Source organism: Streptomonospora sp. PA3 (assembly GCF_009728995.1).
In the GTDB taxonomy this organism is placed as follows: Bacteria; Actinomycetota; Actinomycetes; order Streptosporangiales; family Streptosporangiaceae; genus Streptomonospora.
In genome coordinates, this window is the sequence record NZ_VTZW01000019.1 from 591940 (window position 1) to 616698 (window position 24759).

The following is a 24759-nucleotide window of genomic DNA, read 5'->3' on the forward strand; positions in this document are numbered from 1 at the left end:
CCGTGTCCAGTCGGGGCGGAGGTCCTGGCTAACGCCCGTGGCCCGGGCGGAAGAGCCGCAGGGGGACGGCGTCGGCCATGGCCGCCATGCCGGTGTCGTTGGGATGCAGGTGGTCGCCGCTGTCGTAGGCGGGGTTGAGCCGCTGCGGGTCGTCGGGGTCGGCCATCACCTTCGCGAAGTCGATGACGGCGTCGTACTCCCCGCTGGTGCGGATCCACTCGTTGACCGCCTGGCGCTTGGCCTCGTTCTCCTCGCTGTAGAACCCGAGCGTGTCGCCCTTGAAGGGCAGGATGGTGCCGCCGTAGATCTTCAGGCCCGCCGCGCGGGCCCGCGCGATCAGCTGGCGGTGCGCGCCGATGATCTCCTCGGCGGTGACGGTCTCGGCCTCCGGAGCCGAGGTGCCGGGGTGGCCGAGGTCGTTGACCCCCAGCAGCACGATCACGTGCTCGGCGCCCGGGTGGGCCAGCACGTCGCGATCGAACCGGCGCAGGGCGCTCTGCCCGAAGAAGGCCGCGTAGCCCTCGGCCTCGCTGCCCTCGGGCGGGTTGGGGTCGTGCAGCAGCCGGTTGCCGGCGATGCCCGAGTTCAGCACGCCCATGCGGCCGCCCAGCCGCTCGGCGAGCAGGTCGGGCCAGCGGTTGTTCGCGCCGACGGTGGTCTCGGAGCCGTCGGTGATCGAGTCGCCCAGCGCGACGAGGGCCCCCGCGTGCTTGCCGCGGGCGCGCACGCTGACGCCGGAGAGGAAGTGCCACTGGGTCATGGTGGCGGTGGGCGCGACCGAGGGCTTGCCCGTCACGTTGCCCGCGGCGACGACGTTCTCCTGGAACGAGAACCCGTGCAGGGTGGTCACCGGGGTGCGCTCGGGCAGGTGGATGCTGACCACCAGGTCCGAGCGCGGCGGCAGGCGCAGCTCCACCGGGTCGCTGAGCATCGGCGCGCCGGCCGGGACCGTCACCGAGGTCCGGCCGCCGAAGGTGACGGGCCGATCGGTGCCGGGGTCGATGTCGGTGCCGGAGGAACCCGCGCGCAGCGCGACGCGGACCTCGCCGATGCGCAGCGGGGTCTCGCCGAACTCGTTGGTCAGCCGCAGCCGCAGGCGGTCGCCGCCGATGCTGGTGTGCACGACCTGGCGGACGGTTTCGTCGTGCAGGACGGGGGTGGCCGACTCGGGGGTGGCGGTGGGCACCGCCATCCAGGTACCCACCCAGCTGCGGTGGCCGCCGCCGGGATGGTGCCGGGGCGGCTCCGCGGTGCTGGTGGCGGTGGCGGCGCCGGCCAGCAGCAGCGCGCCGGCCAGGGCCGCGGCGAGGTACCGGGGGCGGTAACGGGGGATGCTCGCCGGACGGGGCATCGCCTACCCCCTGCGCGCCGGGCGGGCGAAGTGCCAGCCGTCGGCCTCAAGCTGAGGGATGATGCGGTCCACGGCCTCGACCGTCTGGCTGCGGTCGCCGCCGCCGTCGTGCAGGAGCACCACCGAGCGCGGCGTGATCCCCTCTTGCAGTCGGCGGACCAGCTCGTCGGTGCCGGGCGGCACCCAGTCCTCCACCGCCAGGCTCCAGCCCAGCGGCTGCATGCCCAGGTCGGCCGCCACCTCGGGGCTCTGGCCCCAGGCGCCGTAGGGTGCGCGGAAGTAGGGGATGCGGGCGTTGGGGACCGCCTCGCGGATCGCGGCGTTGGTCGCGCGCATGTCGGCGCGCAGCTCCGCGGGCGACCAGCCGCTGAGGTCGTCGTGGCGCATCGAGTGGTTGCACAGGGTGTGCCCCTCGTCGGCGATGCGCCGCACGATGTCCGGGTGCTGGCGCACATGCTCTCCCCAGAGGCAGAACACGGCCTTGACCTTGTGCTTGGCGAGCACGTCGAGCAACCGGGGGGTGTTGCGCTGGTGGGGGCCGTCGTCGAAGGTCAGGGCGACGGCCTTGCCGCCGCGCTGGGTCCGGTCGACGATCTCGGCGGTGGCCGGGCCGCGGCCCTTGCCGGGGTCGTGGCGGGTGTGCGGTCCCTGGGCCGCCTGGGCCGGCACCGCGGCGCAGAAGGCGAGTCCGATGGTGAGCAGGCCCGCCAGCAGGCGGCCCGGCTTGGGGGATCGTCGGCGCGTGGTCGTCACACAGGCCTCCTTGGCCGCTCTCCACGGTTCCGGAATTTTCCGGAATGTGAAGGCAACCTAAAGAGAGCGGGGCCGCCGTGTCAACGTGCCGCGCCCGGCGACCGCGAACCGGGGCGGCCTCACCCCCGCGGCGAGTCGGGGACGGCCGCGGTGCTGTCGCGGACGACCAGCTCGGTGGCCAACTCGACCCTGGGGCTCTCGATCGCCTCGCCCTGGATCAGCCGGTACACGGTCCGCACCGCGAGGCGGCCCATCTCGGCCAGCGGCTGGCGCACCGTCGTCAGCGGCGGCGAGGCCCAGCGCGCCTCGGGCAGGTCGTCGAAGCCGATCACGCTGACGTCGGCGGGGACGCGCAGGCCCCGCCGGCGCAGCGCCTCGTAGACGCCCAGGGTCATCTGGTCGCTGGCGGCGAAGACGGCCGTCGGCGGATCGCCGAGGCCGAACAGGTGCTCGCCGGCGCGAAAGCCCGACTCGTAGTCGAACTCGCCCGGCACCACGAGGTCGTCGTCGACGCCCAGCCCCGCGGTCTCCAATCCGGCCCGGTAGCCGTCCAGGCGCGCGCGGCTGCACCACAGCTCGGGCCGCCCGGCCACGAAGGCGATGCGCCGGTGCCCCAGGCTGATCAGGTGGTCGGTGGCGCTGAGGCCGCCGGCCCAGTTGGTGGATCCGATGGTGGGCACGGCGAGGTCGGGCACGCCGACCGGGTCGATCACCACGGCCGGCAGGTGCAGGTCCTCCAACTCGGCGCGCAGCGAGGAGTCCAGGTCGGTGGTGACCAGGATGGCGCCGTCGCTGGTGCGCGAGCGCACGTTCTGCAGCCACTGCCGGGTGGAGCTCGCCCGCCGGTGGATGGCCGAGACGACGATGCCGCTGCCCGCCGCGTGCGCCGCGTCCTCGACTCCGCGGATGATCTCGACCGCCCACGGGCTGTCGAGGTCGTTGAAGACGAGGTCCAATAGACCGACCAGCTCGCGGCTGCGGCTGCCGCGCCGCCGGTAGCCGCGGGCCCGCAGCAGGGACTCGATGCGCTCGCGGGTGGCCGGAGCCACGTCGCCCCGGCCGTTGAGGACGCGCGAAACGGTCGGCGCGGAGACGCCCGCCTCCTCGGCGATGGCGGAGATGGTCACGGCTGGGGTCGGGGTATCGGCCACTGCTCCTCCTTCGTACCTACCCAGAGTACGGACCCGGCAGGAGCGGCGAGCGCCCCGGTCGCCGCTGCGGCGGCGCCCGCCGGGTCCGGTTCCGGGGCGGCTGCGGGTATTGACGCCCTGGCCAGGAGCGTTTACTGTCCTTCGACGCCGTAAAACGGAACTTTCCGGAAATCGACGACGGCAGACCCGAATGGGAGTCCCCCCATGAAACCCATCCGCTTCGCCACCACCGCCCTGGCCGCGGCCGCCATCACCGTGCCGCTGGCCGCATCGCCGGCCTCCGCCGGCCCCGGCCACGACCACTGGCCGCCCCACCACTCCAACGGCAAGGCCGAGCGGCTGCGCTGGGCCGCGCCCGACGGCTTCTACATCGGCACCGCCGTCGCCGGGGGCGGCCACCACCTCGAACAGGACTACCCCGACCCCTTCACCTCCGACCGCAAGTACCGCAAGACGCTCGCGCGCCAGTTCAACTCGGTCTCGCCCGAGAACCAGATGAAGTGGGAGTACATCCACCCCGAGCGCGACGAGTACAACTTCGAGATGGCCGACCGCATCGTCGGCTTCGCCGAACGCCACGGCCAGGTGGTGCGCGGCCACACCCTGCTGTGGCACAGCCAGAACCCGGCCTGGCTGGAGGAGGGCGAGTTCACCGACGCCGAGCTGCGCGCGATCCTCAAAGACCACATCTTCACCGTGGTCGGCCGCTACAAGGGCAGCATCCAGCAGTGGGACGTCGCCAACGAGATCTTCGACGGCGACGGCAACCTGCGCACCCAGGAGAACATCTGGCTGCGCGAGCTGGGGCCGGGCATCATCGCCGACGCCTTCCGCTGGGCCCACCAGGCCGACCCGCACGCCGAGCTGTACTTCAACGACTACGGCGTCGAGGGCGTCAACGCCAAGAGCGACGCCTACTACGAGCTCACGCAGGAACTGCTCGCCGACGGCGTACCGGTCCACGGCTTCTCCGCCCAGGCCCACCTCAGCCTGGACTACCCCTTCCCGGGCAGCATGGAGGAGAACCTGCGCCGCTTCAGCGAGCTGGGCCTGGGCACGGCCGTCACCGAGGTCGACGTCCGGATGACCCTGCCCGAAAGCGGCCAGCCGACCCAGGAGCAGCTGGAGACGCAGGCCGACTACTACCGCCAGACCCTTGAGGCCTGCCTGGACGTCGAAAGCTGCGACTCCTACACGATCTGGGGCTTCACCGACAAGTACTCCTGGGTGCCGGTGTTCTTCGAGGGCCAGGGCTCGGCCACGGTCATGACCGCCGACTACACCCGCAAGCCGTCCTTCTTCGCCTTGCACGAGACGCTGAAGGACGAGAAGCGGCCGGGCTGGCCCGGCCGCGGACGGGGGGGCCACTAGCGGCCGCCCGCCGATGGGCGCCGCGGTCCGTTCGCCTCCGGTCGGGCAGGGGTGAACGGACCGCGGCGGCCCGCCCCCCCGCGCGGGGGGGCGGGCCCGCGCGCCGCGCGTGCGGCTCCGGCACCGCCGCGCCCTCCTCCTTTCGGCCGTTCCCGGCCCAGGCGTGCCCTCCTACGATGAGGGCGTGCACGCATTCGCCGGGTCCGTCTGGAACGAGCCCCGCCCTCCCCTCCCCGCCTCGGGGCCGCTTCGGGACTGGGCCCTGGTGGCGGTCCTCGTCGCGCTGACCGCGGCCGACGGCGTGGTGCGCCCCGGCCCGCCGGAGCGCTGGGCGGCGGTGGCCCTCATCGCCGTGCTGCTGCTCACGCTGCCGTGGCGGCGCAGCAGGCCGCTGCTCATGATCGCGATCGCCTGCCCCGCCGCGGCGCTCGCCGAACCGCTGACGGGCTCCGCGGCCGAGCCGGTCACGGCCGTGTTCCTGATCCTGCTGCCCTACTCCCTGTACCGCTGGGGGTCGGGGCGCGAGATCGTCGCCGGAACGGCGGTCATACTCGCCGGACTCCTCTTCGCTCTGGCCTTCGCCGACATCCCGCTCGCCGACGCCCTCGGCGGGGGCGCGGTGCTCGCGGCGGCCCTCGCCTTGGCCGCCGCGCTGCGCTACCGCTCCCGGGCCCGGATGCGCGAGCTGGACCGGATCAAAAGCCTCGAACGCGAGGCCCTGGCTCGCGACCTGCACGACACGGTCGCCCACCACGTCTCGGCGATGGCCGTCCGCGCCCAGGCGGGGCTGGCGACCGCCTCCGCCCGCCCCGACGCGGCCGTCGAGGCGCTGCGCGTGATCGAGGACGAGGCGACCCGCACCCTGGCCGAGATGCGCGCGATGGTCCGCGTCCTGCGCCGCGGCGACCGGACCGCGGCGGCCGAGGGCACCCCCGGCCGCGGAGTCGCCGATCTGCGCGCCCTGGCGAGCGAACCCGGCGCCCGGCCCGCCGTGGAGGTGCGCATCCGCGGCGACGCCGACCGGTTGCCCGGGGCGACGGCGGCCGCGCTCTACCGGCTCGCCCAGGAGGCCGTCACCAACGCGCGCCGCCACGCCCGCCACGCCACGCGGATCGACGTCTGCATACGGGCCGAGGACGCCGCGGTGCGCCTGGACGTGCACGACGACGGCGAGGCCGGACCGCGGCGCCCGGCCTCGCCGGGATACGGGCTCATCGGCATGGCCGAGCGCGCGGAACTGCTCGGCGGGACCTGCGCGGCCGGCCCGGATCCCCAGCGCGGGGGCTGGAGCGTTTCAGCGGTGCTGCCGCGCACGGAGGGGGCGTCGTGAACATCCGGGTGGTCGTCGCCGACGACCAGGAGATCGTGCGCACCGGGCTGGTCATGATCCTCGACTCCCGCGAGGGCGTCGAGGTCGTGGGCCAGGCGGCCGACGGGCGGCAGGCCGTGGAGCTGGCGCGGCGGCTGCGCCCGGACGTTTGCCTGCTGGACATCCGCATGCCCGGGCTGGACGGGATCGAGGCGACCCGCCTGCTGACCGGGCCCGGGCCCGACCACTCGCCCGCGGTGGTGGTCATCACCACCTTCGACCTCGACGAATACGTCTACGACGCGCTGCGCGCCGGTGCCCGCGGGTTCCTCCTCAAAGACGCCGGACCCGACCTGCTGTCGCAGGCGGTGCACGCGGCCGCCGCCGGGGACGCCCTCATCGCGCCGCGCATCACCGCGCGGCTGCTGGAGGCCTTCGCCGACTCCGGCTCCCCGACGCGGCCCGCCGAGCCCGTGGAACCGCTGACCGAGCGGGAGGAACAGGTGCTGCTCACCGTGGCGCGGGGCCGGACCAACGCCGAGATCGCCGAGGAGCTGTACATCTCGCTGAGCACGGTCAAGGCGCACATCGCCGGGCTCATGGCCAAACTCGGCGCCCGCAACCGGGTGGAGATCGCCATGTGGGCCTACGAGACCAAGCGCGTCCGGCACTGAGGCGGCCTGCGGCGGGGTGCGGCGGCGCGGCGCGCTCCAATCGGAGCCGGCGCCCGGCGGCGGCCCGCCCGGTGGACGCGCGGCACCGGCCGAAAGTACGAGCGCGGCCGTGTACCTGCGGCCGGCGGGATCGCGCCGCCGGGCCGATGGAAACCGCGCCCGCACCGGCGATGCTCGGACCGTGAACGAGCGCGCATCCGCCTGCCGGCGACCCGCCCGGCGGCCGCGGCGCTCCCCGGACGCACGCAAGAAAGGGCTGTCGCCGTGGCCTCCTCTTCCACCCGGGCGGACTGGCTCGTCCCCGCCGCACTCATCGCCCTCAGCGCCGTTCCCGTCGTCGCCGGAGCCGTCCGCGTGGGCGAACTGGCCTCGGGTTCGGCGGTCACCCCGGAGAACGCGCGGTTCTTCGCCGCACCCGTGCCGGTCGTGCTCCACATCCTGGCCGCCACCCCCTACTGCCTCCTCGGAGCGCTGCAGTTCTCCGCGGGGCTGCGCCGGCGCAGGCCGGCGTGGCACCGCCGGTCCGGGCGGGTGCTGGCGCCGCTGGGGATCGTCGCGGCGCTGACGGGCGTGTGGATGACCCTCTCCTACGACCTGCCCGACGTCGACGGAGGGCCGCTCGGTGCCCTGGGGCTCCTCCGGCTCGGTTTCGGCACGGCGATGGCCGCGTGCATCGTCCTGGGCTTCGCGGCGATCCGGCGCGGACGGGTGGCCGCCCACCGCGCCTGGATGATGCGCGGCTACGCGATCGGCGTGGCCGCGGGGACCCAGGTGCTGACGTCGGTGCCGTGGCTGGTGGCGGTCGGGGAGATGGGCGAGACGAGCAGGGCGCTGACCATGGGGGCCGGCTGGGTGGTCAACCTGGCGGTCGCCGAGTGGGTGATCCGCGCACGGCCGGTGCGCGCGGGCCGCGGTCCGGCCCCCGCCGTTCCGGCCGCCCGCGCCTGAGCCGGGCGCCCGTCCCGAGGGCGGGGCATCCGGTCGCCGCAGAGCGGGGCGCGGCCGCGCCCGTCCTCGCGGGGACGGGCGCCTGCCGTGTGCCGGGGCGGGGTCAGGGCTTGACGGCGACCCCGGCGTGCTCCCAGATGGCCTTGTCGGGGATGTCGACGGGGTCGGCGCCGGGCTTGCGCCAGGTGTCGCAGTCGACCAGGCGGGCGGGCGCCGCGCCGTCCGGCGACGGCGACACCACGTCCATGCCGGCGACGGCCGCCGCGCACTCCTCGGGGTTACGCACCCGGCCCCAGGGGGTGCCCGATTTGTGGATCCGCTCGGTGAACTCCCGGGCGCGCTCGGGGTTGTTCGAGCACAGGTGGGAGTAGACCAGCGCCGAGCCGGACGGGAAGGGCTCCAGGTAGCGCCCGACCAGGCTGAAGGGGTCCTCGTCGTCGGGGATGCAGTGCAGCAGCGACACCAGCATCAGGCACACCGGCTCACCGGTGTCCAGCAGCCGGCGGGTCTCGGGGTCGTCCATGACGCGGTCGACGTCGCGCAGGTCGGCGGTGATCACGGTGGTGGTGTCGTTCTCGACCAGCAGGGCGCGGGCGTGGGCCAGCACCATCGGGTCGATGTCCACATAGACCACCCGGGTGTTCGGTGCCTCCCGCTGGGCGACCTGGTGGGTGTTCTCGGCGGTGGGCAGCCCCGAGCCCAGGTCGAGGAACTGCCCGATTCCCAGTTCCTGCGACGCATAAGCCACGGCGCGGGACAGGAAGGCGCGGTTCTCGTGGGCCAGGACCGCGGTGCCGGGGTTGACGGCCTCGACGGCGGCGGCGAGCTCGCGGTCGGGCTCGAAGTTGTCCTTGCCGCCCAGCAGGGCGTCGTAGGCCCGGGCGACGGTGGGTTTGGTCATGTCCAGATCGGCGGGCGGACGCTGGAGGGAATCGCTCATCCGGTGCTCTCTTCGTGTCAGGGCGGGACGCGGCGGATGCGGACCGGGGCCGGTCCGGTGGTCAGGGCTTGATCGCGACCCCGGCGTGCTCCCAGATGAGCTTGTCCGGGATCTCGACGGGATCGGTGCCCGGCTTGCGCCAGGTGTCGCAGTCGACCAGGCGGGCGGGCGCCGTGCCGTCCAGCGACGGTGAGACCAGCTCCAGGTCCGCCACGGCCGCCGCGCACTCCTCGGGCGAGCGCACGCGGCCCCAGGGGGTTCCGGAGCTGAGGATCCGCTCGGTGACGGCGCGGGCGTGCTCGGCGTCGTTGGAGGTGGTGTGCGAGTAGACGAGCGCCGACCCCGAGGGGAAGGGCTCCAGGTAGCGCCCGACGAGGCCGAAGGGGTCCTCGTCATCGGGGATGCAGTGCAGCAGGGAAAGAAGCATCAGGCACACCGGCTCGCCGGTGTCCAGCAGTCGGCGGGTGCCGGGGTTGTTCATGACGCGGTCGACGTCGCGCAGGTCGGCGGTGATCACGGTGGTGGTGTCGTTCTCGACCATGAGCGCGCGGGCGTGGGCCAGCACCATCGGGTCGATGTCCACATAGACGACGCGGTTCTGCGGGGAGTTGCGCTGGGCGACCTGGTGGGTGTTCTCGGCGGTGGGCAGACCGGAACCGAGGTCGAGGAACTGGCGGATGCCGAGTTCGGTGGCGACATAGGTCACGGCGCGTGAGAGGAAGGCGCGGTTGTGCTGGGCCATCTCCGCGCTGCCGGGGTTGATCTCCTCCACCCCCGCGGCCAGCTCGCGGTCGGGCTCGAAGTTGTCCTTGCCGCCCAGCAGGGCATCGTAGGCGCGGGCGATGGTCGGCTTCGTCATGTCGAGGTCGGGCGGGGGAAACCGGAGGGCATCGCTCATCGTGCTTGCTTTCCTTGGTTCGGGGGGCGGACAGCGGTGGAACGTGCGGCGTGTGAGCCTTGTCTCGCCGCAACTCTACGGGGCCGCTGCGCCGCTTAGGGCGATTACGGCAACATCGGGTGCGACCGGAACGTGCCCGCTGCGTCCGGATCGGGAATCCGCCGCTGAGCGGCGATCGCGAACTCGGAGCGAGAGGAGGCGCCATGACCGACGCCGCAGGCGCGGCCTCGCCGCGGGTGCTGTCGCTGGCCTGGGGCCGCATGGAGGTCGCCGGCCTGGGGACCGCCAAGGACGTCAAGCTCTACCCCGGCGGCGGGCGCGCGTGGGACTGGAACGAGACCGGCACCCGCCACGATCCCGGAATCCTGCCCGCCGACGTGGCGGAACTGCTCGACCGCGGCGCCGCGATCGTGGTGCTGTCCACCGGCATGCACGAGCGGCTGGGCGTCGATCCGCGCACCCTGGAACTGCTGGAGGCGCGTTCGGTGCGGGTGCACACCGCGGACACCACCGAGGCGGTGCGGACCTACAACCGCCTCGCCGCCACCGAACCGGTCGGCGGCCTGTTCCACTCCACCTGCTGACGCCGGCCGACGGAAAACGGCACACGCCGGGCCACGCTTTTCCGTGCGCGGACGCGCGCCGGATCACGTGCCCACGCGGGCGGCGCGCTCCAGCAGCAGGGTGCGTTCGCGGGCGTTGCCGGCCAGCGCGGCGGCGCGCTCGAACTCGGCGCGGGCCTCGTCGCGGCGGCCCAGCTCCTCCAGGAGGTCGGCGCGGACGCTGGGCAGCAGGTGGTAGCCGCGCAGGGCCGGCACGTCGGCCAGGTCATCCACGAGCTCCAGGGCCGCGGCCGGGCCGCGGGCCTTCGAGACCGCGACCGCCCGGTTCAGCGCCACCACCGGTGAGGGCAGCACCTCCAGGAGCCGGGCGTACAGCGCGGCGATCACCGCCCAGTCGGTGTCCTCGTAGCGCACGGCCCGGGCGTGGCAGGCGGCGATCGCGGCCTGCAGGGAGTAGGGGCCCTCGCCGGCGCGGCGCAGGGACGCGAAGCCGCGCTCGATGAGCATCCGGTTCCACCGGCTGCGGTCCTGGTCGGCCAGCAGCACGGGCTCGCCGCCGGGACCGGTGCGGGCGGCGGTGCGCGAGGCCTGGAACTCCAGCAGCGCCGCCAGCCCGTGCACCTCCGGCTCCTTGGGCATCAGGCCGCCCAGCACGCGCGCCAGGCGCAGCGCGTCCTCACACAGCGCCGGGCGCACCAGGTCCTCGCCCGCGGTCGCCGAGTAGCCCTCGTTGAAGACCAGGTAGACGACCTCCAGCACCGAGGGCAGCCGGTCCGCCCGTTCGGCGCCGTAGGGGACCTCGAAGGCGACGCCGGCCTCGGCCAGGGTGCGCTTGGCGCGGACGATGCGCTGGGCGACGGTGGACTCGGCGACCAGGTAGGCGCGGGCGATCTCGCGGGTGGTCAGCCCGCCCAGCAGCCGCAGGGTCAGCGCGACCCGCGCCTCGGCCGAGAGCACCGGGTGACAGGCGGTGAAGATGAGCCGCAGCAGGTCGTCGTCGATGTCGTCGACCTCGGGCGGTTCGGGCGGCGGCCGGTCCTCCAGCTCCCTGCCGACCTCGGCGAGTTTGCGGGCGTAGGCCTCCCTGCGCCGGACGAGGTCGACGGCGCGGCGCTTGGCGACGGCCGTGAGCCAGGCGCCCGGGTTCTCCGGCACGCCTGACTCCGGCCACCGCTCCAGCGCGGCGACGAGTGCGTCCTGCGCGATCTCCTCGGCGATGCCCACGTCGCGCACGATGCGCGCGGCACCGGCGATGATCCGCGCGGACTCGATGCGGAAGACCGTCTCGACGGCTTCCGCCGTGCTCCCTGCGCTCACCCCTACATCTCAGCAGCGGCGTGTGCGCAGGGCAAGCGCGGTCAGGGCTCGCTGACCTCGCGGACCTCGATCGACACCGTCCAGCTCTCCGGGTGGACCTGCAGGAACCGCTGGGCCCACTCCATCGCCTCGGCGGTGTCCTTGCACCGGGTCATCAGGAAGCCGCCCACCACCTCCTTCGTCTCGGTGAAGGGGCCGTCGGTGTAGCTGATCCTGCCGCCGGCCCAGTGGACGCGGGCGCTCTCGGAGGTCGGCGCGAGTCCGGAGTTGTCGAGCATGACGCCCGCCTTGTCCATCTCCTCGAACAGGGCGCCCATCCGCTCCTCGAACTGGGGATAGGTCTCCTCATAGCTCCCCGACTCGTCGATGCGGATCAGGTTCAGATAGCGCGGCATGGTGACTCCTTGCCTGGGTTTCGGCGGGCCTCTTCCCGCCTCTCACCCGATACGTCGAACGGGGCGGGGCCGGATCGACCGCGGCTCGGAGATCCTTCCCCAAATCCGCGGACCGGCCGCCGCCGCTTCGTGCCGTGCGCCCGCGCTCACGCCTGCGCCCCAGCAGGGGCGCGAGCGCGGGCCCGGCCTCCTCACCCCTCGGCGATCTCGCGGACCTCGACGGACGCGGTCGGCTCGTACCGCCCCTGGACCTCCAGGAACCTCCGGGTCCACTCCAGGGCTTCGGCCTTGTCCTTGGCCTGGATGATGGTGTAGCCGCCGACGACCTCCTTGCTCTCGGTGAAGGGGCCGTCGGTGTATTGGACGCCCTGCTCCGACCAGGTGGCCTTGGTGGCCTCGGCGGTCGGCGCCAGCTCGGCCATGTCCAGGACCACCCCGGCCCGGGTGATCTCCTCGTACAGCTCCCCCATGCGCTGCTGCAGCTCGGGGCTCGGCGCCTCGGTGGGGCGGTTCTGCTCGTCGTGGTAGCTGATCGACAGAAAACGCGGCATGGCGGTGACTCCTCCACCGTCGAAGGCGGGCCGTTCCCGCCTCTCACCCGGTACGTCGAACGAGGACCGAGGGGATCGACACGGGGGCGGAGGTTTTTTCGCGCAGCCGTCGATACAAGCGCCCGACCGCGGCCTACGTCTGATCCGAATCCGTGCAACACGCACCAGCGGCCCGAGCAAGGGCGGGGCGGCGTGCAGGGCCGACCGCACCCGCGGTGGCCGGGGTCAGGGTTTGCGGGCTACGCCGCAGTACTGGTCGGCGTCGCGGGTGGTGCCGAGGTCGGTCTCGTCGGGGCGCCAGCGTGTCGCCGAGACCACTCCCGGTTCGAGCGGCTCCAGGCCGGTGAAGAAGCCCGCGATCTCCTCGGGGGTGCGCAGGTGGTAGGGCAGGGCTGCCGTGGCGTTCCAGCGCTCGGCGGCCTCGATCATTCCCGGGCTGGTGCTGGTGCCGTCGCACAGGGCCAGGAAGCTTCCGGAGGGCAGGGCCTGCATGTAGCGCGCCACCAGCGCGTGCGCCTCGGCGGTGTCGGGGAGGTGGCCCATGGTGCCCAGCACGGTCAGGGCGATCGGCCGGGAGAAGTCGAGCAGCTCGCCCGCGCGGCGCAGGACGGTGCCGGCATCGCGCAGGTCGGCGTCGATGTAGTCGGTGGCGCCCTCGGGCGTACCCGTCAGCAGGGCGCGAGCGTGGGCGAGGACCAGCGGGTCGTTGTCGACGTAGACGATGCGCGACTCGGGCGCCGCGGCCTGGGCGACCTCGTGGGTGTTGCCGTGCGTGGGCAGACCGGTGCCGATGTCGAGGAACTGCCGGATGCCCTCCTCGTGCGCGAGGTGGGTGACGGCGCGGACCAGGAAGGCGCGATCGGCGCGGGCGGCCTCGACGATCTCCGGATAGGCCGCGAACACGTAGTCGCCGACCTCGCGGTCGGCGGCGTAGTTGTCCTTGCCGCCCAGCCAGTAGTTCCACACGCGGGCGGAATGGGCGACGCTGGTGTCGATGCCCGCGGGAGCCGGGCCGGACCCGGTGTCCATGGCGTCCTCCTGGTGCTCCTGGGTCCGCCCCGAGTCGGCGGACGGTCCGCAGTCTGGTGCAGGCCCCGACGCGGCGCAACTCCCGCGGCGGCGGGCTTTTCCGCCGCCCGAGCGGGGGTTGCGGGCGCGTTCAGGCGCGCGGCCATTGGGTCCAGGTGGCCAGGACCGGGCCGATGCTCTCCTCTTCGAAGTCCAGGTGCTCCAGCAGGTGGTCCGACAGGGCTGTCAGCGCCTCGGACAGGCGGGTGCGCGCGGCCGTGTCGGCGCCGGCGTCGAGTGCCTGCGCTGCGGCCTCCACCTCGTCCAGCACGGCGGCGACGGTGCGGTGGTCGGCCTCCAGCCGGTCGACGGCTTCGCCCAGGTGCGGGGCCGCGCGGCGGACGGCGGGCAGCAGCATCGCGTCCTCGATGCCGTGGTGGGCGTGGACCACCCGGCAGTACCGCAGGCAGGTGACCTTGAGCTGGAACAGCGGCCCGCGGTTGGCCAGCCGATCCAGTTCCGCGCGGATCGCGTGGGCGGGCGCGCCGGCGAGCGCCGCCTCGGCGAGCTCGCGGCAGGTGCGCAGGTCCCGGCGGAGCATGCCGTGGACGAGGCGGAGTTCGTCGAAGAGGTTCTGGGGTGCGGTGGGAGTCTGGGTCATCGCGGACGTGGGTCCTTTCGCGGCGGAATCGCCCCGCGGGGCCGGGGCGCTGCGGCCCCGCACCGGCAAGTCTGCGGAATCCCCACCACCCTTGCCAAATCTGATGTTAGCTACTTATTTTAAGTAGGTGACTATCTCAACGGTTACCGGAGACGGCGGCGCCGGGGCACCGGCCGCCGCGCCTTCCCAGGTGTTGCACGACCAGGACTGCGACGTCTTCCAGGAGGTGTTGGAGCTCGTCGGGCGGCGCTGGATGGGGGTGATCCTGCTCGCCGGCGCGCGCGGAGCCACGCGCTTCAGCGAGTACCGCAGGTTCATCGCCGGCATCTCCGACCGGATGCTGTCCCAGCGGCTGAAGGAACTGGAGGCGCTGGGCCTGCTGGAGCGCGAGGTCGTGCCCACGCACCCGGTGCAGATCCTCTACCGCCCCTCGCCGCGCGGCCGGGGTCTGCTGGACGCGCTGGAGCCGCTGGTCGACTGGGGCCACGCCCACCGCGGCGGCTCCACCGGGTCCGCCGCCGCCCCGGCCCGCCGGCAGGGGTAGGCCCTCCGCGCGGGAGCCGGCGGGGCGCGGCGCGGTCCGGACCGGACGCGAAAGCGGGGCCGGGCCCGCGGCCCGGCCCCGCCGAAGGAGCCGTGACGGGGTCCCGGGCGCGCCCGGGACCCCGTCGCCTTACCGGGTGGCCGGCTCGGCCCGCTTGTCCTTGCGGGCCAGGCGGGCGAGCAGGAAGTCCACCTCCTCGCGCGCCGCAGGCGAGAGGGAGGCCGCGGGCCGGCGCTGGGCCTGGCTCGCCAGGATGCCGCGGCGCATGAACACGTACTTGCGCACCGCCAGGCCGGCGCCCGGCTGCTGCTCGTAGCGCAGCAGCGGCAGATGGGCGTCGAACAGGTCGTGGGCGGCCTCGCGCTCGCCGCGGGCGTGCAGGTCGACCAGCTCCACGAGCATGTCGGGGAAGCAGTAGCCGGTCATGGCGCCGTCGGCGCCGCGCTCGGGCTCGAAGTCCAGGAACAGGCCGCCGTTGCCGCACAGGACGGACAGCCGCCGCATCGATCCCTCCGCCTCGAACCCGCGCAGCGCGGAGATCTTCTCCAGGCCGGGCCAGTCCTCGTGCTTGAGCATGGCGCAGTTGGGGTTCTCCGCGGTGATCGTGCGGATCACCGCGGGATCCATCTTCACCGAGAAGGTCAGCGGGTAGTCCTGGATGACGAAGGGGACGTCGTGGCCGATCGCCTCGGCGGCGTTGCGGTAGTAGGCGGTGATCTGGTCGTCGGTGCGCAGGGTGTTGGGCGGGGCGATCATCACGCCGGCCGCGCCGGCGTCCATCACCTCGCCGGCGAGGGCGCGCATCGCGGCGAACCCGGGCGAGGAGACCCCGACCACGACGGGCACCCCGGCTCGAGAGGCGACCCGCGAGGCCACCTCCACCGCCTCGGCGTGCTCCAGTTTGGGGGCCTCGCCGAGCTGGCCGAGCACGGTGATGCCGGTGACGCCCGACTCCAGGTAGAAGTCGGTCAGCCGGTCCAGCGAGGCGTGGTCGAGGGCGCCGTCGTCGGTGAAGGGGGTCGGCGCGATCGCGAACACGCCGCGCTCCTGGTTGGTGATGAGCCGGTTCGGGTCCGGCCGGGCGGTGTCGGGCACGGGTCTCCTCCGCAGTGGTCGTTTCGCCTTCGGTCGTCGGCGGCGGCACGGCGCGGCGTCGGGCCGGACGCCGCCGGGGTCGGTGGCAGGGCGTCAGAACTTGGGCTGGCGGTAGCCCTCAACCGGGTCGCGGCCGCGCAGGACGCCGAAGTCGCAGCCCTGCGGGGCCTGGCCGACGTTGTCGAGGAAGATCCGCCCGTAGCCGCGGCTGTAGTGGGCGGGCCGCGGACTCCAGGCGGCGCGGCGGCGCGCGAGCTCGGCGTCGGGCACGTGCAGCGTCAGGCTGCGGGCGTCGATGTCCAGTTCGATCTCGTCGCCGTCGCGGACCAGCGCCAGCGGCCCGCCGACCGCGCTCTCAGGGGCCGCGTGCAGCACGACGGTGCCGAATGCGGTCCCGCTCATCCGCCCGTCGCTGATGCGCACCATGTCGCGCACCCCCTCCCGCAGCAGCCGCTTGGGGATGGGCAGGTTGCCCACCTCGGGCATGCCCGGTCCGCCGACGGGGCCCACGTTGCGCAGCACCAGCACGCTGGATGCGTCGACCTCCAGGCCGGGGTCGTCGATGCGCGCCTTGAGGTCGTCGACGTCCTCGAAGACGACGGCGCGCCCGCGGTGGCGCAGCAGCTCGGGGTCGGCGGCGCCGTGCTTGACCACGGCGCCGTCGGGGGCGAGGTTGCCGCGCAGCACCGCGATGCCGCCCTCGGGGCGCACCGGCTCCTCCAGCGGGCGGATCACCTCGGCGTCCTCGACCCGCGCGCGGGCGACGTTGTCGGCGAGGGTGCGCCCGGTCACGGTCATCTCGCCGCCGTGCAGCAGCGGCAGGAGGCGGCGCAGCAGGGCGGGGACGCCGCCGGCGTTGTGCAGCTCCTGCATCTGGAAGCGGCCGGTGGGTTTGAGGTCGGCCAGTACGGGGGTGCGCCGGCTGATCTCGTCGACCAGCTCCAGCGGCAGTTCGATACCGGCCCGCCCGGCGATCGCGGGCAGGTGGACGACGGCGTTGGTGCTGCCGCCCAGCGCCGCGAGCAGGGTCAGCGCGTTCTCGAAGGATTCGCGGGTGAGGACGGCCGAGGGCCGCAGGTCCTCGGCGGCGATCGCGACGGCGCGCCGGCCGACCGCCTGGGCGTGCTGCAGTCGGCGGGCGTCGACGGCCGGGATGCTCGCGTTGCCGGGCAGCGCCAGGCCCAGGGCCTCGGTCAGCGAGTTCATGGTCGAGGCGGTGCCCATCACCATGCAGTGGCCGGGCCCGCGCACGATCCCGTCCTCCAGCTCGCGGTAGGTCTCGTCGTCGATGGCGCCGGCGCGGTGCTCGGCGGTCAGCCGCCGGCAGTCGGTGCAGGCGCCCAGCGTCTGGCCGCGGAAGTGGCCGTTGAGCTGAGGGCCGCCGCTGAGGGCGATGACGGGCAGGTCGGCCGAGACGGCTCCCATCAGCGCGGCCGGGGTCGTCTTGTCGCAGCCCACCAGCAGCACCGCCGCGTCCAGCGGCTGGGCGCGCAGCATCTCCTCGGTGTCCATGGCCGCGAGGTTGCGGTGCAGCATCGAGGTGGGCGCCAGGAACGTCTCCCCCAGCGAGATCGTGGGGAACTCCACCGGGGTCCCGCCGGCCTGCCACACGCCCTGCTTGACCGACTCGCACAGGGTGCGGAAGTGGCTGTGGCAGTTGTTGAGCTCGCTGAAGGTGTTGCAGATGCCGATGAGCGGGCGGCGGATGCTCTCGTCGTCCAGCCCGGTCGACTTGGTCATGGCCCGGTGGGTGAACCCCGCGACCCCCTCCTCGGAGAAGAACTCCTCGCTGCGCCGTGCCGATCCCACTACCGCTCCCCTTCCGTCGTCTCCTGCTCCGGTTCCCCGCCGCATCGGCTGCGGTCGGGTTCGTGCTCCGCCGCCCGGGCCGCGCGCTCCAGGACGCTGCGCAGCGGCAGGCCCAGTGCCCGGGCGGCGGCCGCGGCGTCGTCGTACTCGGGTTTGCTCCGCCAGGGCCCGTGCTTGAGGCGGACGCGGTGGCCCCCGACGGCCACCTCCGAGGTGCTGCGCGGCAGCGCGGTGCGGCCCACCGGTGTGCGGCGCACGCCCAGGCTGCCCGTCTCGCTGAGCAGCAGCTCCTCCAGCGCGGGGGCCTGCTCGGGACGGCACAGCACGTGCACGGTGTGGCCCGGGCGGCCCTTCTTCATCACGATGGGCGAGGTCCACGCGTCGGCCGCCCCGGCCTCCAGCGCCGATTCGACGACGTAGGCCAGCACCTCGCCGGTGACGTCGTCGACGTTGGTCTCCAGCACCATCCGGTCCTGCGGCCCGCCGCCGCGCTCCCCCGCCGCCGCGGCGGGCGCGCCCAGGACGGCCTGCAGCACGTTGGGCCGGTCGGCGAGGTCGCGGTTGCCGGCGCCGTAGCCGGTCGCCCGCACGTGCATGGGCGGCGGCGGGTCGTAGGAGGTTCCCATCGCCGCCAGCAGCGCCGCGCCGGTGGGGGTGACGGTCTCGGCGGTGATGCCGGCGGGGGCGACCGGAACCCCTTCCAGCAGGGCGAGCGTGGCCGGAGCCGGCGCGGGCAGCCGCCCGTGCGCGGTGGCGACGGTGCCCTGTCCGAGCACCGGCGGCGCCGAGAAGACCTGCTCGACGCCGAGCAGGTGCAGGGCGGCGGCGGTGCCGACGGTGTCCACGACGGTGTCCAGGCCGCCGATCTCGTGCAGGTGGACCTCGGCAGGATCGGCGCCGTGCAGCCGCGCCTCGGCGCAGGCGATCGCCTCGATCGCCGCGGCGGCGGTGGCGGCCGCGGGTCCGGGGCGGGCGCGCCGGACCCGCTCCAGCAGCACCCGGGCCGGGCGGGCGGTGGCGGTGTCCTCCACCGCCACCTCGGCGCGGGTCGCGGTGATCCCCTGCTTGCGGACGCTGCGCGCCTCCAGGCGCCACCCCGAAAGCCCGGTGGCCTCCACGGCCGCGGAGACCTCGGCGGCAGGGGCGCCCAGGTCGATGAGGGCGCCCAGCAGCATGTCGCCGGAGATCCCGGCGAAGGGGTGCAGCCACAGGATCACGGCCGCCCCCTCTCCACGGCGGCGGCGATGCGGTGGGCCGCCATGGCGGCGCCGAAGCCCGAGTCGATGTTGACGACGGTGAGTCCGGCCGCGCACGAGCTGAGCATCGCCAGCAGCGCGGTGACGCCCTCCAGCCCGGCGCCGTAGCCGGTGGAGGTGGGCACGGCGATGACGGGATGCGCCACCAGTCCGCCGACGACGCTGGCCAGCGCCCCTTCCATGCCGGCGACGACGATGAACGCCTGGTTGCGGGAGGCTTCGCCGACGCAGTCCAGCAGGCGGTGCAGCCCGGCCACGCCGACGTCGGAATAGGCGGTCGCCTCCAGCCCGACCGCGCGCGACACGGCGGCCGCCTCGGCGGCCACGGGCCCGTCGGCGGTGCCCGCGCTCAGTACGGCCACGGAGAAGCCGCGCGGGGGCGCCGGGCGCCAGGTGAGCAGGCGCGCCCGGGGGTCGTAGGCGCCGCCGGGGTGGGCGGCCAGGACCTCGGCGGCGGTCTGCTCCTCGGCGCGGGTGACCAGCACGGGGCCCGCGCAGGCGGCGAGCAGCTCCCCCACGATCGCGGTGATCTCGGAGACCTCCTTGCCGGGCGCGTAGACGCACTCGGCCACGCCCTGGCGGGCCTCCCGGGCGGTGTCGACGCGGGCGAAGCCCAGGTCGCGGAATCCGGCCCGCTCGGGGGAGCCGCCGGCGCGCCCGTTCGCGCCGCTCACCCCGCACTCCCCGCGGCCGGGCCGGCGGCCTCCACCACCGGCAGCAGCGCGTTGAGCCGGCCGCCGGCGAACCCGGCCAGGTCCAGCGAGCAGAACGTGAACCCGCAGGCCCGCACGGCCGGTTCCAGCTCGCCGCGCAGCGCCGCCGCGCGGTCGATGTCGGGCTCGGGTACCTCGATGCGCGCCACGGTGCCGCCTGCGTGCGCGCGCACCCGCACGACGGGGAAGCCGCGCGATCGAACGGCCTCCTCGGCGGCCTCGATGCGCGCGAGCACCTCGGGGGTGACGGGGTCGCCGTAGGCCACGCGGGAGGCCAGGCAGGGCGCGGCCGGTTTGGCGGCCGTGCGCAGGCCCAGATGCGCGGCGGCCCGGCGCACCATCGCCTTGGTGAACCCGGCGTCGGCCAGCGGGGTGACGGCGCCGCGCCGGGCGGCCGCCCGCTGGCCGGGCCGGTGGTCGCCGAGGTCGTCGAGGTTGGTGCCCACGGCCACGGCGGCGCCCGGCAGCAGCGCCGTGAGCGGCGCCAGCGCGTCGAACAGCGCCGACTTGCAGTGGAAGCACCGGTCGCCGCCGTTGGCGATGTAGTCGGGGCGCTCGCCTTCGTCGGTGCACACCTCCAGGTGGGCGATCCCCTGCTCGGCGGCGAAGTCGCGGGCGGCTCGGCGTTCGGCGGCGGCCAGGCTCGGCGAGACGGCGGTGACGGCGAGGGCGCAGCCGCCCAGTTCGCGGTGGGCGGTGTAGGCCAGCAGCGCGGAGTCGGCGCCTCCGGAGTAGGCCACCAGCACCTGCCCGAGGTCGCGCAGCAACGCCCGCAGCCGCCGCAGCGCCGCGCCGGTCTCGGCGTCGGTGTGCGGGGGCGCCGCGCTGTGCTCGGCGGCGCTCACCGGGGGCTCCCCTCCGCGGCCGCGGCCTCACCGGCCCCGGCGGCGGGCTCGGACCCGTCCAGGACCGCGGTCAGCGCGGCGCCGACGCCCGCCTCGCGGGCCACCGCGCGCAGCTCGGCCCGGACCTCGGCCGAGAGCGGGATGCCGTGGGCGCGGCGGTGCTCGGCGCGCTCGGCCTCGGGCTCGCCGGGCAGGTAGACGCGCTCGTGGCCCTCGGCCGCGGGCAGCGCCGCGACCTCGTCGGCCAGCCGGCCGACCCGGGCGGTGAACTCGTCGGCGGGCAGGAACACCTCCGGGCTCATCGCCAGGAAGAAGTGGCCGAGCCCCTGGGGGTGGTCGTCGTTGTCGTAGAGCGGCGGGATGTGCGGGCCGTAGTGGGCGCCCGAGAGCAGCGCCGAGAACACCTCCACCAGCAGCGCCAGCCCCGACCCCTTGGGGCCGCCCACCGGCAGCATGCTGCCCGCGAGCGCGGCGGCGGGGTCGCCGGTGGGCCGGCCGTTCTCGTCCAGCGCCCAGTCCAGCGGGATCCGCTGCCCGTTCTTGCCGGCCAGGATGATCTTGCCCTTGGCGACATGGCTGGTGGCCATGTCGAAGACGATGTCGGGCCGGCCTTCGGGTGCGGGAACCGCGTAGGAGATGGGGTTGGTCCCGAAGTAGGAGTCCTTGGCGCCCCACGGTGCCATGGCCGCAGGCGCGCTGGTGGTGGCCAGGGCGACGAGCCCTTCGCGGGCGGCCATGCCCGTGTAGTGCGCGAGCATCCCGCAGTGGTTGGAGTTGCGCACGCTGACCATGCCCACGCCGGTGTCGGCGGCCTTGGCGATGGCGGTGCGCATGGCGTGCTCGGCGGCGACGATGCCGGGGCCGTTGCCGGCGTCCAGCAGGGCGCTCACGGGGGTCTGGGTGATGACGCTGCGCTGGGGCCGGGCGGTGACCAGGCCGCGGCGGATCCGGTGGACGTAGACCGCGGTGCGGCTGACGCCGTGGGAGTCCACGCCCCGCAGGTCGGCCTCGACGAGGTGGTGGGCGACCGCCTCGGCGTCGGACGGGTTCAGCCCGACCGCCGTGAAGATCTCGGCGACCAGGTCGGCCAGCCCGCCGGGCTCGACGCCCGGGAGGTGCCCGTTGTGGGTGTTCACGTGCTGTCCCCGCTTTCGTGCGATTGGTGTGGTGGTCGGGTCTTTCGCGCTTCGGCGCGGCCGGGCTCCGCGCCCGTCCGGTCTCACGGCAGCAGCCGGCCGCCGTCGTCGAAGCGCAGGCGCGGGCTGCGCTCGATGACCTCCACCTCCTCGGTCTCGGCGGCCTCGGCCAGCACCGGGTCGGAGACCCACATCTCGTCCAGCGCGAGGGTGTTGTCGATGACGGCCAGGCGCACGTCGGCTTCGCGCTCGGGGCGCAGCATGTCGCCCATCGCCTTCAGCACGGCGGCGTCGTCGGGGAAGGTCATCGGCTGCGCGGCCCGCTGCGGCCCGCCGCTGGTCAGGCAGTTGAGGTAGGTGGACTGCCGGTCGACCGCGCGCGCCAGCCGCTCGGTGGTGAAGTCGGCCAGGCCCATGCCGGTGGCGTTGCCGTGGGAGCCCTCGGCCAGGTCGAGCACGGCCAGGCAGCGGATGCGGGGGCTTTGGGGTTCGGCCATGCCCTCCAACCGCAGCCGGCCGATCACGTTGGTGTCCATGCCGCAGCCGCTGTAGGCCTTGCCCATCTCGCGCACCACGAGTGCGTCGAGGTCGTCGACGGGCAGCCGGGGCAGCAGCCGGCGGGCCGTATCCAGCAGCCGCGCCTCGCCCTCGGCCATGTCGGCGGCGCCCAGGGCCTCCACGGCGGCCAGCCCCTCGTAGGGGTCCTGGACCAGGCCGAGGCCGCCGACGACCGGGACGCGCTCCAGGACGGCCGAACTGATCGCGCCGATGGCCTCGACCATGCGCGCCCAGCCCAGCCGGTGCACCATCGCGGCGCCGCGCGCGCGGCCCGAGCCCACCGACAGCATCTTCAGCAGGCCGCTCTCGTGCGGTCCGTGGAAGGAGGTGTGCGGCTTGATCCGGTTGACGGCGACCACGGCGTCGGCCTCGGCCGCCTCAGCCGCGAAGTAGACCGGCAGCCCCGGCAGCGGATCGCCGGTCTCGCCCAGGCGGACCACCCGGTCCGAGCAGCTGAGGGGTGCGCCCACGGCCTCTTCGGTGATGCCCAGGCTGGTGAGCACGTCGCGCTGGCCTTCGGCGGTGCCGCCGCCGTGGCTGCCCATCGCCGAGAACAGGAACGGCCGGCAGCCGCGGTCGGCGGCTGCGCGCACGGCCCCGCGCAGCACGGCGGTGATACCGCCGATGCCGCGGCTGCCGGCCGTGAACGCCACCCGCGCCCCGGCCGGCACCGCGCACCGCTCCAGCAGCGCGGCCGTCTCGGCGCGGGCCCGCTCCTGCGGGTCGGGCAGCGCCGCCGAGGGCAGCCTGCGCCGGATGCGGTTGAGGGGGACCTCCTTCACGCCGCCGCCTTCTCCCGCTCCTGCTCGGGGATGCGCTTGCGCAGCCACCGGGCCAGCACCGGGGCCAGCAGCGACAGCAGGATCAGCGCCATGAGCACGACCGACAGCGGCCGGGAGAGGTAGTAGCCGATCATGTCGCCCTGGGCCATGACCACCGACTGGCGCAGCCCTTTCTCGGCGATGGCGCCGAGGATGAGGCCGAGCACGATCGGCGCGGGGGGCACGCCCACCTTGCGCAGCACATAGCCCACGGCGCCGGCGACGAGCATCACCCACACGTCGGCCAGGCTGTTGTTGACGGCGAAGCTGCCCACCACGCACAGCGCGACGATGACGGGAACCAGCACGCTCATCGGCACCCGGGTGGCGCGCACGAAGAAGCGCGCCCCGGCGATGGCGATGATCCCCATGAGGATGTTGGCCAGCAGGAAGCCGAGGATGATGGCGTAGGTGATCCCGCCGGACTCGGCGAACAGCGCACCGCCGGGCTGCAGGCCGTGGATGAGCAGGCCGCCCAGGATCACGGCGGTGGCCGAGCCGCCGGGGATGCCCAGCGTCAGCAGCGGGATCATGGCACCGCCGGTCACGGCGTTGTTGGCGCACTCGGCCGCGGCCACGCCCTTGATGGAGCCCTTGCCGAACTCCTCCTTCTCCGGTCCTTTGGCGAAGCGCTTGGCCTCGTTGTAGCCGACCCAGGAGCCGATGTCGCCGCCGGCGCCGGGCAGGATGCCGACGAACACCCCGATGCCCGAGGAGCGCAGGATGGTGGCGCCGATGCGCTTGAGCTCGGCCAGGGTGGGCAGCGCGCGTCCGCGCAGGCCCTCGGCCATGCCGGTGCGGTCGGTGCCGCGGCCCTCGGCCAGCACCAGCACCTGCGAGAGCGAGAAGAGGCCGATCAGGGCGGGCACCAGCTGGATCCCCGACTGCAGCGCCGTGGTGCCGAAGGTGAAGCGCGGGTAGCCGGTGAGGATGTCGATGCCCACCGTGGCCAGCAGCAGGCCCAGCGCGCCGGCGACGAACCCCTTGAGCAAAGAACCGGCCGAGAGGCTGCCGATGATGAGGAGCCCGAAGATCGCGATGAGGAAGTATTCGGGCGCCGAGAAGGCCAGCGACACCTGCGCCAGCGGCGGGGCGAGCAGCAGCAGCGCGAAGGCGCTGACCAGGCCGCCGGCCGTGGAGGCCAGCGCCGAGACGCCAAGCGCCTTGGCTCCCTTGCCCTGGCGGGTGAGCTGGTAGCCGTCCAGGGCGGTGGCCGCGCCCGCGGGCGTGCCGGGGGTGTTGATCAGGATGGCCGAGATCGACCCGCCGTAGGTGGCGGCGGCGTAGATGGCGGTCAGCATCGCGATGCCGGCCACGGGGTCCATGCCGAAGGTGACGGGGACGAGCAGCGCGATGCCCATGGTGCCGCTGAGGCCGGGCAGGGCGCCGATGAGGATGCCGCCGACCACGCCGGCGACGATGGCGAGCAGCACCTGGGGCGTGAGCAGGTTGCCCAGCGCCTCGGCGAGGAGTGTCGTGTCCATGTCGAATCGCCCCCCTACTCGAACAGCAGACCGGTCGGGAGCGGGACGCTGAGCTGGTAGACGAACAGCAGCTGGATGAACGCCACCACGCCGGCCACCACGCCGGCGAGGATGCGCCAGTCGCGCACGCCGCCGAACCACAGGTGCCCCAGCAGGTACAGCACGGTCGCGGGCAGGAAGCCGACGATCTCCAGCAGGGCGACGTAGCCGACGACGACGGCCAGGGTCAGCGCCGGGCGCCGCAGGACGGCGCGGCTCCACTCGCCGTGCTCGCCATCCGCCGGCGGCGCCTCGGTGCCGGGGGCCTCGTCCTGCGCGGGGGACTCGCCGCCGCCCGCGGGCACCGGCTCCGGCCGCTTCCCGGGCGGCGCCGCCGGCGAGCGGAGCGCGCGCACCGTGATGGCCGCGGCCAGGACCAGCAGCAGGACGAGCACGCCGCGCGGCCAGGCGGCGGCCTGGGCCGACAGCCCCAGGGTGTAGGCCAAGAAGCCGAGCGACACGGCGATCAGCGAAAGGCCGAGAATCAGGTCGGGTGTGGGCGTGCGCCGTGGGCGCGCCGCCGTCGGTGACGGTGATGGTGATTGCGGCATGGTGGGTCTGCTCCTCAC

25 protein-coding genes are annotated in these 24759 nt (G+C 74.2%); 6 read left to right on the top strand and 19 right to left on the bottom strand.

The genetic code is table 11. The features are described from left to right. Positions 1–28: 28 nt before the first annotated feature. From FZ103_RS21865 to FZ103_RS21875, 3 genes are all read right to left on the bottom strand, one after another. Entirely contained in the window at positions 29–1351 is a 1323-nt protein-coding gene (locus tag FZ103_RS21865; RefSeq protein ID WP_156003685.1) for an SGNH/GDSL hydrolase family protein, read from the bottom strand. A gap of 3 nt (positions 1352–1354) precedes the next feature. After that, positions 1355–2104, bottom strand: a complete 750-nt coding sequence (locus FZ103_RS21870; protein ID WP_186356653.1) for a polysaccharide deacetylase family protein — start codon at positions 2102–2104, stop codon at positions 1355–1357. A 119-nt stretch (positions 2105–2223) separates the two neighbouring features. Continuing rightward, on the bottom strand, positions 2224–3255 hold the full coding sequence (locus FZ103_RS21875) for a LacI family DNA-binding transcriptional regulator (RefSeq protein WP_186356654.1): 1032 nt from the start codon (positions 3253–3255) through the stop codon (positions 2224–2226). Between the two features lie 204 nt (positions 3256–3459). Here FZ103_RS21875 and FZ103_RS21880 point away from each other — a divergent pair, with 204 nt between their 5' ends. The 4 genes from FZ103_RS21880 (at position 3460) to FZ103_RS21895 (ending at position 7557) form a co-directional block, all read left to right on the top strand. Continuing rightward, the gene (locus FZ103_RS21880) at positions 3460–4626 is read left to right on the top strand and encodes an endo-1,4-beta-xylanase (RefSeq protein WP_156003686.1); all 1167 of its coding nucleotides are present in this window, start codon (positions 3460–3462) and stop codon (positions 4624–4626) included. Positions 4627–4810: 184 nt separating this feature from the next. Then, positions 4811–5956, top strand: coding sequence for a histidine kinase (locus tag FZ103_RS21885; protein WP_186356655.1), 1146 nt, complete (start codon positions 4811–4813; stop codon positions 5954–5956). Next, complete coding sequence (locus FZ103_RS21890) at positions 5953–6609, top strand: response regulator transcription factor (RefSeq protein WP_186356656.1); 657 nt, start codon at positions 5953–5955, stop codon at positions 6607–6609. The genes FZ103_RS21885 and FZ103_RS21890 overlap by 4 nt, the downstream gene beginning before the upstream one ends. A gap of 264 nt (positions 6610–6873) precedes the next feature. Beyond that, complete coding sequence (locus FZ103_RS21895) at positions 6874–7557, top strand: DUF2306 domain-containing protein (RefSeq protein WP_186356657.1); 684 nt, start codon at positions 6874–6876, stop codon at positions 7555–7557. A 103-nt stretch (positions 7558–7660) separates the two neighbouring features. Here FZ103_RS21895 and FZ103_RS21900 read toward each other — a convergent pair whose 3' ends face one another. Further along, positions 7661–8497: an SAM-dependent methyltransferase gene (locus FZ103_RS21900; protein ID WP_156003688.1), complete on the bottom strand. Its 837-nt coding sequence runs from the start codon at positions 8495–8497 to the stop codon at positions 7661–7663. A 61-nt stretch (positions 8498–8558) separates the two neighbouring features. After that, a complete protein-coding gene (locus tag FZ103_RS21905) occupies positions 8559–9395 on the bottom strand; it encodes an SAM-dependent methyltransferase (protein WP_156003689.1) in 837 nt (278 codons plus the stop codon). Positions 9396–9598: 203 nt separating this feature from the next. Between FZ103_RS21905 and FZ103_RS21910 the strand changes: the two genes are divergently transcribed. Next, complete coding sequence (locus tag FZ103_RS21910; protein ID WP_156003690.1) at positions 9599–9979, top strand: Mth938-like domain-containing protein; 381 nt, start codon at positions 9599–9601, stop codon at positions 9977–9979. A 63-nt stretch (positions 9980–10042) separates the two neighbouring features. On the opposite strand, the gene FZ103_RS21915 is transcribed toward FZ103_RS21910, so the two are convergent. From FZ103_RS21915 to FZ103_RS21935, 5 genes are all read right to left on the bottom strand, one after another. Continuing rightward, the gene (locus FZ103_RS21915; protein ID WP_186356658.1) at positions 10043–11275 is read right to left on the bottom strand and encodes a sigma-70 family RNA polymerase sigma factor; all 1233 of its coding nucleotides are present in this window, start codon (positions 11273–11275) and stop codon (positions 10043–10045) included. Positions 11276–11316: 41 nt separating this feature from the next. Continuing rightward, on the bottom strand, positions 11317–11670 hold the full coding sequence (locus FZ103_RS21920) for a YciI family protein (RefSeq protein ID WP_156003691.1): 354 nt from the start codon (positions 11668–11670) through the stop codon (positions 11317–11319). A gap of 191 nt (positions 11671–11861) precedes the next feature. Beyond that, positions 11862–12221 carry a YciI family protein gene (locus FZ103_RS21925; RefSeq protein ID WP_156003692.1) on the bottom strand — a complete coding sequence of 120 codons (360 nt, stop codon included), beginning with the start codon at positions 12219–12221 and terminating at the stop codon, positions 11862–11864. Between the two features lie 225 nt (positions 12222–12446). Beyond that, entirely contained in the window at positions 12447–13250 is an 804-nt protein-coding gene (locus tag FZ103_RS21930) for an SAM-dependent methyltransferase (RefSeq protein ID WP_156003693.1), read from the bottom strand. Between the two features lie 130 nt (positions 13251–13380). Beyond that, positions 13381–13890 (bottom strand): hemerythrin domain-containing protein, encoded by a 510-nt coding sequence (locus tag FZ103_RS21935; RefSeq protein WP_156003694.1) that lies wholly within the window; start codon positions 13888–13890, stop codon positions 13381–13383. A 127-nt stretch (positions 13891–14017) separates the two neighbouring features. Between FZ103_RS21935 and FZ103_RS21940 the strand changes: the two genes are divergently transcribed. Then, positions 14018–14434: a helix-turn-helix domain-containing protein gene (locus tag FZ103_RS21940; RefSeq protein WP_222936819.1), complete on the top strand. Its 417-nt coding sequence runs from the start codon at positions 14018–14020 to the stop codon at positions 14432–14434. Positions 14435–14563: 129 nt separating this feature from the next. Here FZ103_RS21940 and FZ103_RS21945 read toward each other — a convergent pair whose 3' ends face one another. The 9 genes from FZ103_RS21945 to FZ103_RS21980 form a co-directional block, all read right to left on the bottom strand. Further along, on the bottom strand, positions 14564–15529 hold the full coding sequence (locus tag FZ103_RS21945) for a dihydrodipicolinate synthase family protein (RefSeq protein ID WP_222936820.1): 966 nt from the start codon (positions 15527–15529) through the stop codon (positions 14564–14566). A gap of 93 nt (positions 15530–15622) precedes the next feature. After that, complete coding sequence (locus FZ103_RS21950) at positions 15623–17338, bottom strand: IlvD/Edd family dehydratase (protein WP_222936821.1); 1716 nt, start codon at positions 17336–17338, stop codon at positions 15623–15625. Then, positions 17338–18555, bottom strand: a complete 1218-nt coding sequence (larC, locus tag FZ103_RS21955; protein WP_186356659.1) for a nickel pincer cofactor biosynthesis protein LarC — start codon at positions 18553–18555, stop codon at positions 17338–17340. Before larC ends, FZ103_RS21950 begins: the two co-directional genes overlap by 1 nt. After that, positions 18552–19268: a nickel pincer cofactor biosynthesis protein LarB gene (gene larB / locus FZ103_RS21960; RefSeq protein ID WP_186356660.1), complete on the bottom strand. Its 717-nt coding sequence runs from the start codon at positions 19266–19268 to the stop codon at positions 18552–18554. The genes larC and larB overlap by 4 nt, the downstream gene beginning before the upstream one ends. After that, positions 19265–20152 carry an ATP-dependent sacrificial sulfur transferase LarE gene (gene larE, locus FZ103_RS21965; RefSeq protein WP_222936822.1) on the bottom strand — a complete coding sequence of 296 codons (888 nt, stop codon included), beginning with the start codon at positions 20150–20152 and terminating at the stop codon, positions 19265–19267. The genes larB and larE overlap by 4 nt, the downstream gene beginning before the upstream one ends. Continuing rightward, complete coding sequence (locus FZ103_RS21970) at positions 20149–21288, bottom strand: Ldh family oxidoreductase (protein ID WP_186356661.1); 1140 nt, start codon at positions 21286–21288, stop codon at positions 20149–20151. Before FZ103_RS21970 ends, larE begins: the two co-directional genes overlap by 4 nt. Before the next feature lie 83 nt (positions 21289–21371). Continuing rightward, the gene (locus FZ103_RS24980) at positions 21372–22628 is read right to left on the bottom strand and encodes a hypothetical protein (protein ID WP_186356662.1); all 1257 of its coding nucleotides are present in this window, start codon (positions 22626–22628) and stop codon (positions 21372–21374) included. Next, on the bottom strand, positions 22625–24151 hold the full coding sequence (locus FZ103_RS21975; protein ID WP_156003698.1) for a tripartite tricarboxylate transporter permease: 1527 nt from the start codon (positions 24149–24151) through the stop codon (positions 22625–22627). The genes FZ103_RS24980 and FZ103_RS21975 overlap by 4 nt, the downstream gene beginning before the upstream one ends. Before the next feature lie 14 nt (positions 24152–24165). Continuing rightward, a complete protein-coding gene (locus tag FZ103_RS21980; protein WP_156003699.1) occupies positions 24166–24741 on the bottom strand; it encodes a tripartite tricarboxylate transporter TctB family protein in 576 nt (191 codons plus the stop codon). Positions 24742–24759 lie beyond the last annotated feature (18 nt).